The organism is Bacillus rhizoplanae, assembly GCF_917563915.1.
GTDB classification, from domain to species: Bacteria; Bacillota; Bacilli; order Bacillales; family Bacillaceae_G; genus Bacillus_A; species Bacillus_A rhizoplanae.
Window position 1 is genome coordinate 24100 of sequence record NZ_CAKJTI010000022.1, and the last position, 18006, is coordinate 42105.

The window sequence follows — 18006 nt, forward strand, 5'->3', positions numbered from 1 at the left end:
ATAGTAAGCTAACAAAAGGGCCTACTTAATATGGTCTGCAACTTTCATAAGTAAACGAAGCGTAGGAGAGAAGAATAATGTCAGAAACGTATGGTTCTCGTGAGGAACGAAAACAAATAAAGAAAAAACAACAAGGAAGTGGAAAGTCCTCCCCAAAAGGATCATTTTTGAAAAAGATCTTACTTGTCTGCTTGCTGATTGGCATCAGTTTAGTAGGAGCAGGAGTCGTTATTTTCTTTTATATGATTAAGGACGCTCCTAAAATAGAGGCCTCAAAATTGGAGGACCCACTATCGACGAAGTTTTATGATAAAGACGGAAAATTTATCTATGAATATGGAAAGGAAAAACGAACAAAAATCACGTATGATCAAGTTCCAAAAGTGTTGGAACAAGCATTTATTGCTACAGAAGATTCTCATTTTTATGAACACCATGGTATAGACATAAAACGAACGGGTAAAGCAATTTTCGAAAACTTGACTGGGGACTTCGGATCTCAGGGCGGAAGTACCATTACACAGCAAGTTATTAAAAACTCATTTTTGTCTCCTGAAAAAACGTTAAAACGAAAAATGCAGGAATGGTACTTGGCGTATAAGTTGGAGCAAAAATATTCCAAACATGATATTTTAACAATGTACTTGAACAAAATTAATCTTGGAAACCGCTCTTACGGCGTTGCTGCCGCAGCCAAAAATTACTACGGTATTGAAGCGAATGATTTGGAAAAATTGACTCTTCCGCAGGCTGCTATGTTGGCAGGGCTACCACAAAGTCCGAATAACTACGATCCGTCTAAACCGGAAAACGAAGAAGCAGCGACGAAGCGCCGTAACCTTGTCTTAAGCTCTATGCATAGACAAGGTTATATCACAGAGCAACAAATGCAGGATGCAATGAAGGTTCCGGTAACGAAAGGTATTGTTCCGAAAACCAATCAAGAAGGTATGTCGTATGAAGCGTTTTTGGATGCTGCAACAAAAGAAGTTGAAGACAAGTTGAAAGACGTCAATATCGGTACGGATGGTCTTCAAATTTATATGACACTTGACCCGAAAGCACAGCAGTATGCCGATAAAATCATGAATACGCAAGATATTGTGAGTTATCCGAACGACCGTTTCCAGGCAGCTTTTACGTTTATGGATTCGAAAACGGGTGAAGTGCGTGCCATTGGAAGTGGCCGCAATGAATATAAAGCAACATTTCGAGGGAATAATTTCGCTATTGATATAAACCGTCAACCAGGTTCAACGTTTAAACCAATCTTTGATTATGGTCCGGCGATTGAAAATTTAAAATGGTCAACGTACCACCAACTTGTGGACGAACAGTATCATTACTCAAATGGAAAACCCATTCGAAACGCTTATACGGATTATAAAGGTTCTATGTCTATGCGAAACGCTTTAGTAGAGTCACGGAATATTCCAGCTTTGAAGACATTACAGAAAGTTGGTTTGAATAAAGCAAAAGAGTTTGCACAATCACTTGGAATTACGTTTTCTGGTAATCAGGTTTATGAGTCTTACGCAATTGGAAGTAACCTTGTGTCTCCTCTTGAAATGGCAGGAGCATATGGTGCATTTGCAAACGATGGTGTGTATACAAAACCGCATTTCGTTACAAAAGTTGTTTTCTCAGACGGTAAAGAAATAAGTTTTAAGCCGAAAGGCAAACGCGTTATGCATGACTATACGGCTTATATGATTACCGATATGCTTCGTGGTGTAGTGACTGCCTCTAACGGAACAGGTACAGCAGCTAATGTACCAGGTCTTGATATTGCAGGAAAAACGGGAACAACAAACTTTGACGATAAGACACTCAGTCAGTTCGGCTATCCATCTAAAGCGACAAATGATAGTTGGTTTGCCGGTTATACACCACAATACACGATGGCTGTTTGGACTGGCTATGCGAAGAATGGCCCAGGGAATTATATGCTTGGAGATACAACAAAAATCTCACACCTTATTTTTAAAGCAATGATTCAAGCATTCGGAACAGACACATCCAGATTTCAGCAGCCGAGTAGCGTATATCAAATGAATAATGAGCTGTACATTAATGGAGTTAGTCCTGACGCTGTTCCAACAGCAGCGGCGCCATCTGTGGCGCCATCCGCAGTTGTTTCACCGGAAGCTCAAAATCCGGAACAGGATGATAATGAAGGAAATGATAATGAAAACTCAGGTCATGGTGGAGATGAAGATAAAAAAGACAAAGATAAAAAAAATAAAGATAAAAAAGATAAACATAAACATAAGCATGACTAAGGTAAGTACAGAAAAGGGATAACTTAATCATGAAGTGTATTATAGATTTCTAAACTTGTAATAATGAATACTACATTAAATAGGGAAATAGCTTACATATAGTATATCGTTTTTAAAAAGATATACTATAATTGTGCACATCAACGTCAATAAAACTATCAAAAAAGGAATCAATGTTATGATTCCTTTTTTGATATGCTATATATAATATTCTGTTTCTTCAGTTATTTTTTATCATATCTGGCGAGAAGACCCCCACCTTAAGCGCGAAGCGGTAGGCGGGGGTAGTTCAATATGGATTAACGAATCGTTTTAATATCTTGAATAATCTCTTCATACGGCGTATCGGTAAGGGCTGAGTAGCTCTTTACGACAGTTCCGTTCTTATCTACAAGATAGAGTTTTGTTCCGTGAATGACTTGTGTTGTACTTGCTGGTTTATCTACAAATGCTTGAAAGCTATTCTTGGCAAAAGCAGTGATTTCTTCTTGTGTGTAGTTTGTAAGAAAGTGCCAATTAGACATATCGGTATCATAGCGTTCCATAAACTCTTTCATTTTTTCTGGCTTGTCCACAGTAGGGTCTACACTGAATGAAACAAATTCTACATCTTTGATTCCTTCTTCTTTCAACATGTTTTTAAGTTTTGTCATATTGGCTGTCATAGGCGGGCAAACCGTTTCACAACTTGTGAAAATAAAGTCGGCTATCCATACTTCTCCTTTTAAGTCAGAAAGACCAAAAGGTTTTCCGTTTTGATCGGTATACGAAAACTTCTCTACTTTCCAATTCAATGAGTTTTCTAATTTTTTGTCTCCACATGCACTTAAAAATACGATTATGCTGACAATCATCAGTAATGTGATGTTACGAACTTTTTTCATATGTATCCCCTTCCATTTCTTCATTATGTATAAAGAGGCTATGTGATAGCCTCTTAACAGATTACTTGTTTCGTAGTAAACGCATACTATTTAAAATGACAAGGAGTGCAGCACCTGTATCACTAAGTACAGCAATCCAAAGTGTAAGCCAACCTGGAAAGATAAAGGCAAGAGCGATAAATTTAATAATTAATGAGAACCAGATATTTTGTTTAATAATGTGCAATGCTTTACGGCTTAACTTCATTGTATAAGGAAGTTTTTCAAGATTGTCTGCCATCAATACAATATCTGCTGTTTCCATTGCAGTATCGGTTCCTGCACCGCCCATGGCAATTCCAAGATTCGCTGTGGCAAGGGCAGGGGCATCATTAATACCATCTCCAATCATTGCTACCGTTTTACCTTCGGATTGAAGTTGTTTCACTGAATGAACTTTATCTTCTGGTAGCAAATTAGCGAAATAACGATCCACTTCCGCTTTCTGTGCAATATGCTTAGCTGTTCCTTTATTGTCTCCTGTTAACATAACAGTTTCTTGAATGCCTGCTCGTTTTAACTCCTTAATGGTTTGATAAGTGTTCGAACGAATGGAATCTGCTACGGAAATCATCCCTAGAATAGAGCGGTTTGTTCCAACAAGTATTACCGTTTGACCAATTTGTTGCATTTCTTGAATTGGTTTTTTCCACACTTGAAGTGAGACACCTAAATCATAGAATAGGGTAGCGTTTCCAGCATAGTAGGTTTTCCCGTTGATGTTTACTTGTGCACCTTTTCCTACAATTGTACGGAAGTCCGTTCCTTCTTGAGCGGGAATTTGATGTTCTTTTGCATATGTTGTGATTGCTCTTGCGATTGGATGGTTGGAGTATTCTTCGATTGTTGTCGCAATAGACAGTAGCTCATTTTCAGAACAATCCAGACTTCTCGCGTGCATTACCTTTGGTTTTCCTTCAGTCAATGTTCCTGTTTTATCAAATGCGATAGCATTTAACGAACCTGCCACTTCTAAAGCTGTCCCGCCTTTGATGAGTACACCGTTTCTCGCAGCATTTCCAATGGCAGATACAATTGCGACAGGGGTAGAAATGACCAAAGCACAAGGACATGCGATAACGAGGAGTTCTAATCCTTTATAAATCCACTCCATCCATGCTCCCATCCCAAGGAGGGGAGGGATTACCATTACGACAAGCGCTAATAGAAAGACAATTGGTGTATAGATTTTTGCGAAACGATCAACAAACGCTTCGGTCGGTGCTTTCTTTTCTTGCGCTTCCTCAACAAGGTGTATAATCCGTGAAAGAGTGGTATCCTCGACGAGTTTGGTTACCACGATATATAGGGAACCTTCTTCGTTAATTGTTCCTGCATAGACAGAATCGCCAGTTTGTTTATCGATTGGAATAGACTCACCTGTAATGGGTGATTGGTTCACGGTAGAAGTACCTTCAATAACTGTGCCATCCAGTGGGATTTTTTCACCTGGTTTTACGACAATTGTTGTACCTATTGTAATATCGTCTACAAATTTTTTTGTAAGTTCTGTTCCAACTTTCACCCATGCTTCTGAAGGTGCTAAATCAATAAGTCCACGAATTGATTCACGCGTATGTTCAATAGATTTATTTTGTAATGTTGCCCCTAATGCAAATAACCAAACAACCGTTGCCCCTTCTAGCCACTGTCCGATTAGCGCAGCACCAAATGCGGCAGATGTCATGAGAACATTCATATCCAGTGATTTACTTCTTAAGGCGTAAAAAGCACTTTTTGCGGGTTTATATCCTCCAATTAGGATACTGGCTGCGTAGAAAATTGTAATAAGCAGGGGCGGTGTATTTGCAAATCCACCAAAAAAGCCAAAAGCTAAAAATAATCCTGAGAGAATCAAAGTTGTATCTTTAGATTTTGAAGATGGTGTTGCTCCTCTACGTTTTCCTGCTAAGGATGCTTCAAATCCTGCATTTGACACTTCCTTTATAATGTCCTCTGCGTTTCGGTCATGACGAATATGCATCTTTCCGGTAGCGAAGTTTACGCGAACTTCTTTCACACCTGCCACGTTTTGTAGATGTTTTTCGATTGTTAAGGCACAAGCGCCGCAATCCATGCCTCCGACCAGGTACGTTTCTACACCATCTCCTGTTACTTTCGGAGTGTCACGAAGTGAGTTGTCTTCACATGAACTATTACTACAACAAGAAGAGGTTTTTGATGTTACTTCTTCTTTTGGTATGGTGGAGGTAGAAGAGCAGCATGAAGATACGTTTTTCGATTTAGACTCACAACAAGAATCAGAAGAGTCATTTTCTGTTTTTGTAGTATCAGTGTTACTACTGCAGCATGAAGCTTTTTTAGAAATGGAAACAATTGGAATCTCTTTCATAGAAGAACAACAGGATGATTTCTCCTCTGCTATTGCTTCTTTCGCAGGAGTTGATAAAGAATCACTGCAAGAAGAAGTTTGACAGGTTTGTTTCTCTTTCTTATCTGTCATGACAATTCTCTCCCTTTTGAGATAAACAAGCATCGTTTTTATCACATGATGCTACCTCGTTCTGTACTTCATGAAATACAACATTAAACATTGTGAGTAACTGTTCGATTTGTGCATTTCGTAAAGAATAGTAGACGTACTTTCCTTCTTGTCTTCCAAGGATAATGCCACATCCTTTTAAACAGTTCAGGTGTTGGGATATATTTGACTGATTTCCTTTGATAATTTCTACAATTTCAGATACCGTTTTTTCACCATCCATCATACACTGAAGAATCTGAAGCCTCGTTTTATCAGCAAAGCCACGAATAAATTTGGCTTTTATATCTAAATCATTTGTATCGCACAATTGGATTCACTCCATTCGTATTAGTCACTACTAATATGTTTATTCTTCATTTATATTAGCATTGGCTAATATGTGTGTCAAAATAATTAAAAAAGTCTGATAAATAATCCATTAAACCTATTTGGGGATTTGAATTGAAACGCTTAATTAAAGAAATAGGGGAAGGTCTCTATAAGAAAAGGTACCTCTCAAATGGTACCTCTTTTCCGATATGTTTTCGTTGAAATGATTACGATTAAGGAAATGGCAATAAAAATATAGGCGATCCCTCCAATCAAACCTAAGGAACGTGGAGTAAGGTATTGCAGCGCGGATCCAGAAATTAACATGGATATTCCTAATACGGTATTTAGGGTTGTTGCTAATATTCCGAAAATGGTTCCTTGGTGCTGCTCAGGGATTTCCTTCATAAGAATGGTATCAAAGCATGCATTGCAAATCCCAGACATAAATGCAGCTCCACAAAACATAAGAAAAGCAAAAAACACGAAATGTGTTTGACTTAATAACAGTTGAAATATCCCTTCAAGCAATAGACATACTAAACCTGTAACAAGGAAATTTTTTCGTAATTGATTTGCAACAGAAAAGCTTAACATTAAACCAATCCCTAATGCACCATAAAAAAGACCTACACCTACATCTCCAAGATGGTACTCGTTAATGGCATACACGCTGATTAAAACATTATCAATTCCGTTCATAGAAGCTATTAATATCTCACAGAAAAAAAGAATTTGAACTGAGGCGGACATCAAGATTACCTTTTTGAAGGTGGAGATTAGATTTTTTGGCTTCTCTACTTTTTTAACATTTTCACTCTCAGGAAATTTAATTGTATAGTTGATGGCTGCAGCTCCTAAAAATGATACTGCATTTAACCAATATGTTACATCAGGTCCAAAGATAGACGAAACTATTCCACCTGAAAGTGTCCCAATAATTAAAACAAATCCTATCATTACTTGTTCTAAACTATTCACTTTTACAAGATGTTTTTTATTAACGAGTCGAGGTATTGCTGATTTTCTTGCTGGTCCATATATAGCTTCACCAGCAGCTAAAATAAATGAACTAACATAAACAATCCAGATATCCTCTTTACTCTGAACGAATATGAAGGATAAGGCAAACAAGGTTCTTATAAGGTCTGTTCCAACTAATATTGTTTTTCTCGAAAATCGATCAGCCAAAATGCCCCCGATTGGCCCAAAAAACAAAGAAGGTATCAACCGGATTGCTAAAGTCATTCCCACGGACAAGCCTGAACCTGTTAAATGCAGTAGCATCGCTAACACAGCTACAGAACTAAAGCGATCTCCAATACCATTAACAATTCCAGCTAGAAATAACTTCCAATATTGTTTTTCTTCATTTATAAATGAAATATTCATATCTATCCTCCTTGTTTTATACTTATCTAATTTTATGGTTATCTAATTAGTTGGGTAAAAAAATAAGGGCGTCGGGTGACACCCTTTACTTCAACCACCATAGCTCAACGGGGTTTAACTCATATTGATTATTTTCTCGGTACATATATTGGCACATAATAAGCTCACGTCTTAATGTTGCATAATCCTCATGAAACTGCTTTAAATATTCATTGATTTCTTTTTCTTGATAAACTTTCCCAAATTCTAACCCTTTGATCATATGCGAAAGTACGACAAGCTTTTTCTTTCGTTGTGCAGGATAGTTTTTCAGCTTTCCATCCTTTGTGAAGAAATTATTGATAATAGCTGAACGTTCCTTTTCAGTAACCGACATTTCCATGTTTGAATCACCTCCTGTTCCTACAGTAAAAATAGCCTTAGCACTCATTTCTAATATTTTTGTATTAAGAGAAAAATAGATCGTATTTTTATCACGGCGTTCTTTTATAAGTCCAACATCTCGCAGCTTCGTAATATGGTGTGTAATTGTTGGTGGCTTAAGCCCTAACTTCCCAGCAATCTCTTGTCCGCTCAAAGGACCTTGTTGGAGCAAGGCAATAATACGAACCCGTGTAAGATCGCCTAATGCTTTATGAAACTCAACAATTTTGTTTAATTGCACTCAGAACCCTCCTAATTTAATGTTTATCTAATTAGATTGTAATCGAATTACTTTTGTCATTCAAGTAATTAAATGATGAAGGTCTTTATAACGGTAGGCAGGTGTATTTTTCTACTATGGTTAACGTGAGTGCAAAAAATATTGCTGTAACAGGATTTACTGTATCTTAGGCGGTGGGAAGAGGGAAGAAAAGAGATACACAAGGAGTGTATTGTGGAAGAGATTATAAAATTGCTTTTTGGAGGGGGAGTTCTCATTTGTATTTTTACGGTATTCTTTTAAAGGTTTTCGAAAAGTGTAATCTCTGGTGATAAAGTGACACTAATTCCTGCAGAAACTAAGTTTTTTATTGTATAGATATCTTCGCAAAATCATATATTTCGAAGTTTTTCCGATTTCATTGAATGAATTTCAAAAAACTACCCCCATAAAATGATTAGTTGGTCCGAATCTTATATAAGGGAAGAAGAGAGTCGTTGTAATACTTGATATATAATACTCGTCCTGAATCTATTTAAGCTAAAGTATAAAACATTAGGGTTTATTGTAGTGTCTAATATAAAAATATTAAAATATATTAGACAATCAATTTCTCCATTAGCAGATTTATTAATGATTCAAGAGATATTTAGTAGTCATCTCCTAAAAGTTTTATCTTTTATTCTTTGTAATTGACCTTCTTGCTTCGCTTCTAGAAGAAGTAAAGCATCCAGTTGGAAATGTCAGCTTAATGGAAACATGCCAGAAGGTATAACGGATATAACGTTTTTTGTCATCTTTAAATGTGCCTCTTATTTTATATTTCTATGAATAGATTATTTGTTCGTCACCATACCTTTGAATTAGCGCACTTCGGTTTTTGCTTTACGGACATTTACACCCTCGCATTAGCCTTGGTCAATTTATCTTAAACCTTGAAGTAGGGGATAGGGGACTTACGATTCATAAATAGCGGGATAAATCCCAGTAATATTCGCTAAAGATAGTACAAGTACATAATATATATAAATAGGAAAATAACCCATTTTGAAAATTATACCAAAATAGTAAATTGACATGTATTAGAATGTATCGTTTGTTTGTATAAAATGTGAATAAACACTTATATATAAAGGTTATTGAAGAGTTTATATGTTAAAAATATTTCGAAATACTTGTCAAAAATACTATATGAAAATTTCTATAAAAATAGTAATATGTAAAGGTAGTAGAGAGGGACATAAATGTTGGGGATCTGATTTATTAGAACGTATATTAAAAGATTACATAAAAATAGACCTCTTCCAGCTACAAGATTACTACAATTTAAGGAGAGGGTGTGCAGAAGTGAAAAAGATTTGGCTATCTGTATGTACCGCTATTACGGTTTGCGGTTTTCAGACAGTACCTGTTGCAAATGCGGACACTACAAGCTCCACTTTGGCAGCTAGTACCGTCACAAATGAACAAGCGGTAAATTTCGATGGCTTGATTAAGGATAACATGAAAGGCAATGGTATATGGACAGTACCATATGGCTTGCAAGGGGCTAGTTACCTTGGAGATGTTACCAAATATAGTGGTATGATGGTTCATGTTATTGGTAGTGCACAAGTTGGGAATGTGCTTTGGTATCATGTACAGATAAATGGAAAAGATGGAGGTTGGCTTGATAGTAAAGTTCTAAATGCTGCAACGAATGTCAATCAGAATCAGCTGGTCGTTCTTACAACAGGGAATGGAGTTTGGTCTATTCCATATGGTCTAAATGGAGCGAGCTATATCGGTTCCACTAATAATTATGTAGGAAAAGACATAAAGCTGATTCAGAAATTAACGATAGGTAATGCTGTATGGTATCAATTTAGCGTAAATAATCAAGTCATTGGTTGGCTCGATAGTCGTGCGTTAAGTGGTTTGACGAATTTGCAAACCATAAATCAAACGGCTGTGATGGGTGCGACAAATGTCAATGGTATATGGACCATGCCATATGGCCTTCCAGGTGCAAATTATTTAGGATCGACCGATCGATATGCTTTTCGAGATCTGCAGTTACTGGAGAGCGCTACATACCAAGGTGTACAATGGTATAAGTTTAGTATAGATGGTCAAGTTATTGGCTGGATTAGCAGTTATGCGTTAGACAATGCAGGGATAGTAAAGCCGGCAAACTTTTCTGTTACCATTGGAAGTACGGATGGTAACGGCATATGGACCGTACCGTACGGCATTGCTGGCGCACAATATGTACAAAGTACCAATGATTATACATATCAAACGCTTCAAGTTGTGAAGACTGCAACAATAGGAAATGTTACTTGGGATCAAGTAGCAAAAGACGGTAAGCTGTTAGGCTGGCTCGATGCCGGGAAGGCACTTACGGATTTAACGAATATAAAAGATGAGAATCGAACAGCAGTTATAAAACCATCTACGAACGGTGATGGCATATGGACTTTACCCTATGGGGAATATGGCTCGAAATTCGTAGAACTTACAAATAATTATAAATTTCAAATGGTGCAAGTGATACAAAGTGCTACAAAGGGTTCTACTACTTGGAATAAAATTAAGCAAGGCGATCGCATTTTAGGTTGGGTTGATGCGAATGTATTATCTTCGCAAACTGCATATACTCAGTTGGATCCAAATGGTGAAGTTCATTATAACTGGGGATCAGGAGCTCCTGCTGGTTTTCCTTCTCAACAGTTTCAAGCTGATTTTGTTCAAAATAAGCAATTGTCTGGAGGAGATTACTTTGTTCAGTCGTTTGCAGATGACGGTATAAAGGTTTCGGTTGATAATAATCTAGTCATCGATCGCTGGACATTAGCTGCTGGTGAAACGAATCGCGCTATATTACCAAATGTAGCAGCAGGCTCCCATAGCATTCATACGCAATATTATCAAGATGGTGGACAAGCAGCTGTATTTTCAGATGTAGTACCATTTGGTAGCTGGCTTGCATATTACTATCCGAATGAAACACTTTCTGGATATCCTGTTGGCGCTAAGACTCTTTCACAAGCAGCAAATGGCGGCTTACAAGATGATAATGGTCTTGAAGGCTCCCCAGTTACAGGTGTACCAGGAACTCATTTCTCAGCACGCTATGTCACAGCTAAGCACTTGAAAGCTGGTCAGTATCTTTTATACACAGGGGCAGATGATGGAGTTCGTGTATATGTAGATGGACAAAAGGTTGCAGATACATGGGGGTATAATACTTACAATGAACAAGCGTTAAGAATTGATATTCATGATAACCAAAATGCAACAAATGGATTAGCTGATGTTCACTGGATCGAAGTGGAATATATGCAAGGGACAGGCTTTAGTAAAGTAACGACAACACTGAAACCTGCCTATACATTTATTGACGTTTCACACTGGCAAGGAAGTATAGACTGGAATCAAGTGAAGCAGTCTGGCATTAGTGCTTCTTATATGAAAGCAACCGAAGGTACTTCATATACAGATCCAACCTATGCACAATACGTACAAAATGCATCTGCAGCAGGCCTTTTAGTTGGAGCATATCACTTCGCTCATCCAGAACAAAATGACCCGATAGTGGAAGCGAAACATTTTGTTGATGTATTGAATCAATATCATACCGATTTAATGCCTGTACTTGATCTTGAATCACCATCTAGTCCGACAAATGCGTTAACAGGATCTTATGTGTCAAACTGGGCACGTACCTTTATTAATTACGTACAGCAGACAACAGGGAAACGCGTTATGCTCTATACAGGCCGCTGGTATGTAAATGGTTTTAACATAACTGGACTCGGCGATGTACCTCTTTGGGTTGCAAAGTATGGCTCTACCCTTCCAACTACATTAAGTGATTGGAAAGGCTGGAATTCTTGGCAATATACAGACAGTGGGAATGTAAATGGAGTAGGACCGGTTGATATGTCTGTTACAACTTCTTTAGATGGACTTAAGCAATAACGGATTTCTTACCTGTATATTCAGGGAGAAGAAAATACGAAACTTAATGAAAAAAGCAGACCTTTTTAGAAAAGGGTCTGCTTTCTTTCATTTAAAAATTAATATGGATGAAAATAGGATGATATCAAAATTATTTTTTAGTAAATTTTGAATATCATCCTGTTTAATGTATCCTTTGTATGAATAGTGTGGAATTCATTATTTGTCATCAAATAGAAAGGAAATCTTTTTTGATTACCATTCAACCCCATGTTCTGATTCAGAAATGATTATACCACCGCCGTCACCTCTATTAAATTCTGGCGCAGGTAAATCAACATGTCCATCTTGCTTAATTATATCACCATAATCCCCCAGAGAAAATGCAGGTGCACCGCCACCATCTCCACGATTCAAAGCTTGGCTATTGGATTCGGTAAAAGTATTTAAACTAATAGTTAAAGCGCTCGTAATTGCTAGTCCCGTTATTAATAAACCAATTTTTTTCATTATTTTAATGCTCCTTTTTCACGGTATTTTTTGCTCGCCATGATACTCATATAAAAATACTGACTTGCTTTTGAATTATTTTCTTCTTCATAGAATTTTAATGCTAATTTTTCAGTATATTCTTTTACACACTCCCATAAACCTTCGCTTTTAAAATACGAAATACCTTCCAACACTACCTTTTCTAATTCTGTAGTGTGAGAATGTCTATTTAATTCTTGTAAAATTATAAAACGATGTTGGAATTCTTTGTTTTTTAGTTCATTGCAGAGATTTAATCCAGATTTAATGAATTCATTTGCAAGCTCAATTCTACCTAATTTGTAATTTTCCTCAGCCATAGTAAAAATAGCTTTATAATGTCTAGGTGATTTTTCAACAACTTCAGAAATATGACGAATTGCTAATTCTGAAAGATTTTGACTTCCGTATAGCCATCCTAAGTTACTTCGAACCATTAAAACAGCTTTTTCACTATTTAATTTTTTGAAAACATCTAAAGCAGTATTGAAGCTTTCTTCTGCTTGTTCAAATTGCTTTAAGTCGATACAACATAAAGCAAACATATTTTCACATAGAGCTGCATTAATTTGATAATCCTCATGCTTTGCAAATTCTTCTTTTGCTTTTTTTATGTATTCAATTCCTAGTATTGGTTGATACGATTGATAATAGAAATAACTCAATCGATAATTAAACTCAGCTTGTTCAAATGGATTCTGAACATATTTTAAAAGTTTTTCAGCCTTTTCGTATTGTTCTTTTGCTTCTTTATATTTTGTAATGAGTGTAAAATGAAACGCTTTGAAAAAATGATAATAATATGCCAGAAATCCTTCACTTGGAATTTTAAAAGACTCTACCTGATCAAAACTGTCTTCTTTAATCTCTATCCAGTCTGTTAAAACTTTGTATCTAAAATTTAGCAAAGAATAATATAATAATAATTCATGATCTTGTTCTACATTGTTGATTTTATAATCAATATCTTCTTTTAATTGTTTCGATTCAACAAATTGTTGTTTCAATATCGATTGATACCAATTATTGAGTAAACGTGTAAGTTGTTCTTTTGTTATGACTTCTGTACTCATAGTAGATACGCCTCCTTTTTAACTAAATATTACCATAATTCTAACTGTTGGAGGGGAGGGTTAATTTCTATGAAAATTGATAAAAAATAATCAGAATATTCTTTATATTCTGAAATATTAGGTATTTTTTTTTAAAACCTGTAATGTGTAGGATTTGCAAAGAAAAGAGGTGTGAATTGCACCTAACGGGTTCTCATTTGGGAGAAAATAGTGATAATTAAAAAGTTGAATGACAGACCAAATAGCAATATTTTGGTCTGTTTTTTTATTATTAAAAAATGAAGAAATTGCTTCGTTTAAAACGTGGTTTCATCAAATTTTAATCCATACGAAATTAAAAAAAAGAGGAAAACATTTTTCCTTTTTGCAACCTGAAACAGTTAGTCTCTATCATGATCAGATTCAAAGCTGGTTTAAGGAACATCGGCAGCGAAATCAAGCATACTTACTGTTATAAGCATTATATCTCTAGTGATTTTCTTCAAACTGACAGGAAGCAGGTCGGTCAGTGTGTAACACTTTACCGAAAATCAGCCGACATAACAGAAGTGATGAAAAGAGTCCCAAAAAATGCAGATAAAAGGAAGCAATCCATATTTTACGAAACGTTTACAGTTCGCGGATTTAAATTTTACAATCCGTTGATACGATAGAAGTGCCATCGATAGGAATAAAAAAATTAAAGGAGATGTTTATGGTTACCTTAAGGAAGTTTAACAAGTCATTCTTTTCACTTATCATGATAGTTGCATTCCTACTCAGCAGTATTGTTGGCTATACGCCGGTGCATGCCGCAAGCGATGCATATAGTCTGACAGAAGCAGAAAACTTTAGTTCCAAGTCGGGTGCCTACCTTAAAGTTGAATCTTGTCCAGATGGTGGACAATGTGTGGGAGGTACTAATGACAACCAGTATTTAGTATATAAAAATATTGACTTTGGTAGCAGTGTTAATGGTGCTACGAAATTTAGTGCAAGACTTTCAGTAAAGGGATCAAATGCAGGCGGTAATATCGAGATCAGGCTTGACAGTCCGACAGGTCCTTTAGCGGGAACTCTTACTGTCGCTGCTACAGCACCAGACAACTGGAATGTCTACCAGACTCAATCTACCGATATTGCCAATGTTACCGGAACTCATGATGTATACCTTGTATTTAAGGTAGCGGCGGGAAAAACATATGTAGCCAACCTTAACTGGTTTCAGTTTTCAAAAACGTTGAACAGCATTGACATTACAAAACCACCAGCAAAGACTGTTTATCGTATCGGAGAGAGCCTTGATCTCACGGGTATGGTAGTCACCGGCACCTACATAGATGGTTCGACAAGGGTGGAGGAAGTTAGACCTTCTGATGTAAGCGGGTTCAACAGTTCAACTGCAGCGGCTAGCCAGAAACTGACCGTCAAAGTACGCGGTAAGACAGCAACTTATACAGTAGAAATAAAGCCAAAGAATCTAACAAGCATCACAGCACCTGCAGCGGTTAAAGATGTGGTAAACGGAACAGCGCCTACAGCGGCGGCCCTTGGACTGCCTAGTAAAGTAGCACTTGTGACCGATGGCGGAAATGTCGACGCACCTGTGACATGGAATATAGCTGATTCAGGTTACGATCCGGCTGTAAAGACCGAGCAGAATTTCACGGTAACGGGAACAGTAGATCCGCCAGCAGGGGTTGCAAATCCGAATAATCTAGCATTGTCAACAAGCATCAATGTTACGGTTCTTGCTTCAACAACACCTGAGAAGGATACTAGCTATAAATTCAGCTTTATGGCCATTTCTGATACCCATGCAGGTGTATCAGGTGATAAGAACGATGTCACACTTAACAATGCCTTACAGGATGCAGTTAGTAATAATGTACAAAACGTTAGCGTTGTTGGAGATCTTACTGAATATGGAACAGATGCACAATATAATACATTAATGAAAACAATGAATAAATATCCTCAACTTAATAGCAACTATATTTTAGGAAACCATGATGTAAGGTGGTTAGCGGGAGAGGGAGGATTTGATACTGCTAAAAACAGATTTTTGACACATACAGGTATGTCAGATATTTATTATGATGAGTGGATAAACGGATACCACTTCATCTATTTGGCAACGGAGGCTGATGATAAAGACAGTGCATATCTTTCGGATACCCAGCTGCAGTGGTTAAATGATAAGCTGGCAGAGGGTGCAAGTAAAGATAAACCGATCTTTTTATTCCTTCATCAGCCACTAGATAATACCGTATATGAGGAATATCCTTGGGATCCTTATCAAAGTGATGAGGTACAGGATCAAAAGTTAAAGGACATTATTGGAAAATATCCGCAAAGCGTTTTCGTAACGGGACATATACATTATCCTCTCACGTTACCGAGTACTTTGTATAACAAGCAGTACTTTACAATGATAAGAGATGGAGCTATTAAGGATTCAGCTCAAGGCTTGATTTTAGATGTTTATGCAGACAGGGTGGTGATTAATGGAAGGGACTTCTCCACAAAGAGTACGGTAGCCACCTGGACCATCAATAATTATACAGCAGATGCACTTGCAGCAGATAAACAAGCGCCTACCGCACCAGCTAATGTCACAACGAAAGTATTAACAGACAAGATGGCGATGCTGTCATGGGATGCAGCTACAGATAATTTTACGGGGAATGTAGGTGTTACAGGCTATGACATTTATAATGGAGATACTCTGATTGGGTCAACAACAGGGCGTACGAACTTTAAAGTAACAGGATTGACTCCAAATACGACATATCAATTTACTGTAAAAGCTAAGGATGCGGCAGGAAATGTTTCAGAGTTTAGCAGCCCATTAAAAGTTACCACTTTAGGCTACGATCCTGCTCCGGTAAATTTAACTCTGAATAAGACGGTTACAGCAAACGGAAGTATAGCGGGGTACGAACCGTCCAAAGCAGTAGATGGATCGGCTGCAAGCGGCAAAAAGTGGTCCTCAAATACTACTGGAGACAAATGGCTAATGGTCGATCTCGGACAAAATTATGACATTTCTAGATGGGTAGTGAAGCATGCAGGAGAAGGTGGAGATACCTTATCGCTGAATACAAAAAATTATAAGCTTCAAGGAAGTCTGGATGGAACTACTTGGACTGACCTTGATTCTGTAACAGGAAACGTTTCAAACAGCACGGACAGGTATATAAAGAAATCAAATGTAAGGTATGTAAGGCTTTATATTACTACGCCGCAAAATTATGCTGAAACGGGAACTGCAAATATTTATGAATTTGAAGTCTATGGACGTGACGCTGATGTTCAGCCGCCTGTTACAACGGTAACGACGGATGGAGTTACAGGTGAGGACGCTTGGAATGCAAAGGATGTGAATGTGAAGTTCACTGCAGATGACGATTCAACTGGAACTGGTGTAAATCGCATCGAGACAAGGATAGACGGCGGCGATTGGACAAACAAGGCCGAATTGACGCTGACTGCTGAAGGTATGCACAGTGTTGAATATCGTTCTATAGATAATGCCGGCAATGTAGAGGCAGTGAAACATCTTTCTATTGGTATCGATAAGACGGCGCCAGCAATCGCGGTATCTGTACCGGGGGATGGAAGCATTTATGAAAATTCCGGGGATTTGACGCCTCAGTTTACATTGACCGATAACTTTTCGGGTGTTGACAACAGCAAGACGACGGTAACGCTCGATACGCATTCTTACAAAATCGGAACGGAGGTTCCGCTGTATACCTTGCCGCTTGGTCAGCATACTCTTGTTATATCCTCCAGTGACCTAGCCGGTAATCAGGGAAGTAAAACCGTTCACTTCCAGACAGTGGCCAGCATCGATTCCTTAAAGGCGTTGGTGACACGCTTTGCCGATACCAAGTGGATCGACAATGCCGGAATTGCTAGTAGCCTGCAGGACAAATTGGCAAACAACGATTTGAACAGCTTTGTGAATGAAGTGAAGGTACAAAACGGGAAACACATTTCAAGTGAAGCTGCAACCTATTTGCTGCGAGACGCTCAATATGTGTTATCACAAAAATAGCGCATTTATAGACAAATAGACGACCATAGAATTGGTCGTCTGTTTGTCTATTGAGGTAGAAGAAGCGACTGTACCGGGAAGTGTAAAGTGAATTCCAATAAATGTATTTTTGATTTCTAACAATTTATCCCGCATTAACGGGCAGTAAAACCCCCATTTCAAGATTGAGAGAATCGAAGAAGATAGGTGGGGGATAGCTGTCCGTAAAAGCCGGATTGGTTCAACTAACCATCAGTGGGGGATGAAAAAAACCCCACTGATGGAAGTTTCACTTTATCTCCCTTTCTGTCTAGTTAATCTACACAGAAAGGGAGAATTGTATTGAGGCTTAAATATGTACAGGCAGTAGCAACTCGCAAAAAT

General features: G+C 37.6%; 10 protein-coding genes and 2 pseudogenes. 5 read left to right on the top strand and 7 right to left on the bottom strand.

Translation table 11 applies throughout. The features are described from left to right. The first annotated feature begins 77 nt into the window (after positions 1-77). Positions 78-2282, top strand: a complete 2205-nt coding sequence (locus LRP84_RS16740; protein ID WP_230576126.1) for a transglycosylase domain-containing protein — start codon at positions 78-80, stop codon at positions 2280-2282. A gap of 299 nt (positions 2283-2581) precedes the next feature. Here LRP84_RS16740 and LRP84_RS16745 read toward each other — a convergent pair whose 3' ends face one another. The 5 genes from LRP84_RS16745 to LRP84_RS16765 form a co-directional block, all read right to left on the bottom strand. Beyond that, positions 2582-3166, bottom strand: a complete 585-nt coding sequence (locus tag LRP84_RS16745; RefSeq protein ID WP_230576127.1) for an SCO family protein — start codon at positions 3164-3166, stop codon at positions 2582-2584. A 61-nt stretch (positions 3167-3227) separates the two neighbouring features. Beyond that, positions 3228-5669, bottom strand: coding sequence for a heavy metal translocating P-type ATPase (locus LRP84_RS16750; protein ID WP_230576128.1), 2442 nt, complete (start codon positions 5667-5669; stop codon positions 3228-3230). Next, positions 5659-6018, bottom strand: coding sequence for an ArsR/SmtB family transcription factor (locus LRP84_RS16755; RefSeq protein WP_230576129.1), 360 nt, complete (start codon positions 6016-6018; stop codon positions 5659-5661). Before LRP84_RS16755 ends, LRP84_RS16750 begins: the two co-directional genes overlap by 11 nt. Before the next feature lie 188 nt (positions 6019-6206). Then, positions 6207-7412, bottom strand: coding sequence for an MFS transporter (locus LRP84_RS16760; protein ID WP_230576130.1), 1206 nt, complete (start codon positions 7410-7412; stop codon positions 6207-6209). 85 nt (positions 7413-7497) lie between these two features. Beyond that, positions 7498-8076, bottom strand: a complete 579-nt coding sequence (locus LRP84_RS16765) for a DUF2087 domain-containing protein (RefSeq protein WP_230576131.1) — start codon at positions 8074-8076, stop codon at positions 7498-7500. Positions 8077-9246: 1170 nt separating this feature from the next. Between LRP84_RS16765 and LRP84_RS16770 the strand changes: the two are divergent. Continuing rightward, a pseudogene (locus tag LRP84_RS16770) lies at positions 9247-10665 on the top strand (GW domain-containing glycosaminoglycan-binding protein); the annotation flags it as partial. Positions 10666-10797: 132 nt separating this feature from the next. Beyond that, positions 10798-12012, top strand: a pseudogene (locus LRP84_RS22670) (GH25 family lysozyme); the annotation flags it as partial. A gap of 240 nt (positions 12013-12252) precedes the next feature. On the opposite strand, the gene LRP84_RS16780 reads toward LRP84_RS22670, so the two are convergent. Next, positions 12253-12507, bottom strand: coding sequence for a Phr family secreted Rap phosphatase inhibitor (locus tag LRP84_RS16780; protein ID WP_230576132.1), 255 nt, complete (start codon positions 12505-12507; stop codon positions 12253-12255). Next, entirely contained in the window at positions 12507-13601 is a 1095-nt protein-coding gene (locus LRP84_RS16785) for a Rap family tetratricopeptide repeat protein (protein ID WP_230576133.1), read from the bottom strand. Before LRP84_RS16785 ends, LRP84_RS16780 begins: the two co-directional genes overlap by 1 nt. 229 nt (positions 13602-13830) lie before the next feature. Between LRP84_RS16785 and LRP84_RS16790 the strand changes: the two genes are divergently transcribed. Further along, positions 13831-14058, top strand: coding sequence for a hypothetical protein (locus tag LRP84_RS16790; RefSeq protein WP_230576134.1), 228 nt, complete (start codon positions 13831-13833; stop codon positions 14056-14058). A 237-nt stretch (positions 14059-14295) separates the two neighbouring features. After that, positions 14296-17643 carry a carbohydrate-binding protein gene (locus tag LRP84_RS16795; RefSeq protein ID WP_230576135.1) on the top strand — a complete coding sequence of 1116 codons (3348 nt, stop codon included), beginning with the start codon at positions 14296-14298 and terminating at the stop codon, positions 17641-17643. Positions 17644-18006: the final 363 nt, after the last annotated feature.

Coding starts and splice junctions, on each gene's coding strand:
- LRP84_RS16740 (WP_230576126.1), top strand. CDS start 78: ATGTCAGAAACGTATGGTTCTCGTGAGGAACGAAAACAAATAAAGAAA.
- LRP84_RS16760 (WP_230576130.1), bottom strand. CDS start 7,412: ATGAATATTTCATTTATAAATGAAGAAAAACAATATTGGAAGTTATTT.
- LRP84_RS16745 (WP_230576127.1), bottom strand. CDS start 3,166: ATGAAAAAAGTTCGTAACATCACATTACTGATGATTGTCAGCATAATC.
- LRP84_RS16785 (WP_230576133.1), bottom strand. CDS start 13,601: ATGAGTACAGAAGTCATAACAAAAGAACAACTTACACGTTTACTCAAT.
- LRP84_RS16780 (WP_230576132.1), bottom strand. CDS start 12,507: ATGAAAAAAATTGGTTTATTAATAACGGGACTAGCAATTACGAGCGCT.
- LRP84_RS16750 (WP_230576128.1), bottom strand. CDS start 5,669: ATGACAGATAAGAAAGAGAAACAAACCTGTCAAACTTCTTCTTGCAGT.
- LRP84_RS16795 (WP_230576135.1), top strand. CDS start 14,296: ATGGTTACCTTAAGGAAGTTTAACAAGTCATTCTTTTCACTTATCATG.
- LRP84_RS16790 (WP_230576134.1), top strand. CDS start 13,831: ATGACAGACCAAATAGCAATATTTTGGTCTGTTTTTTTATTATTAAAA.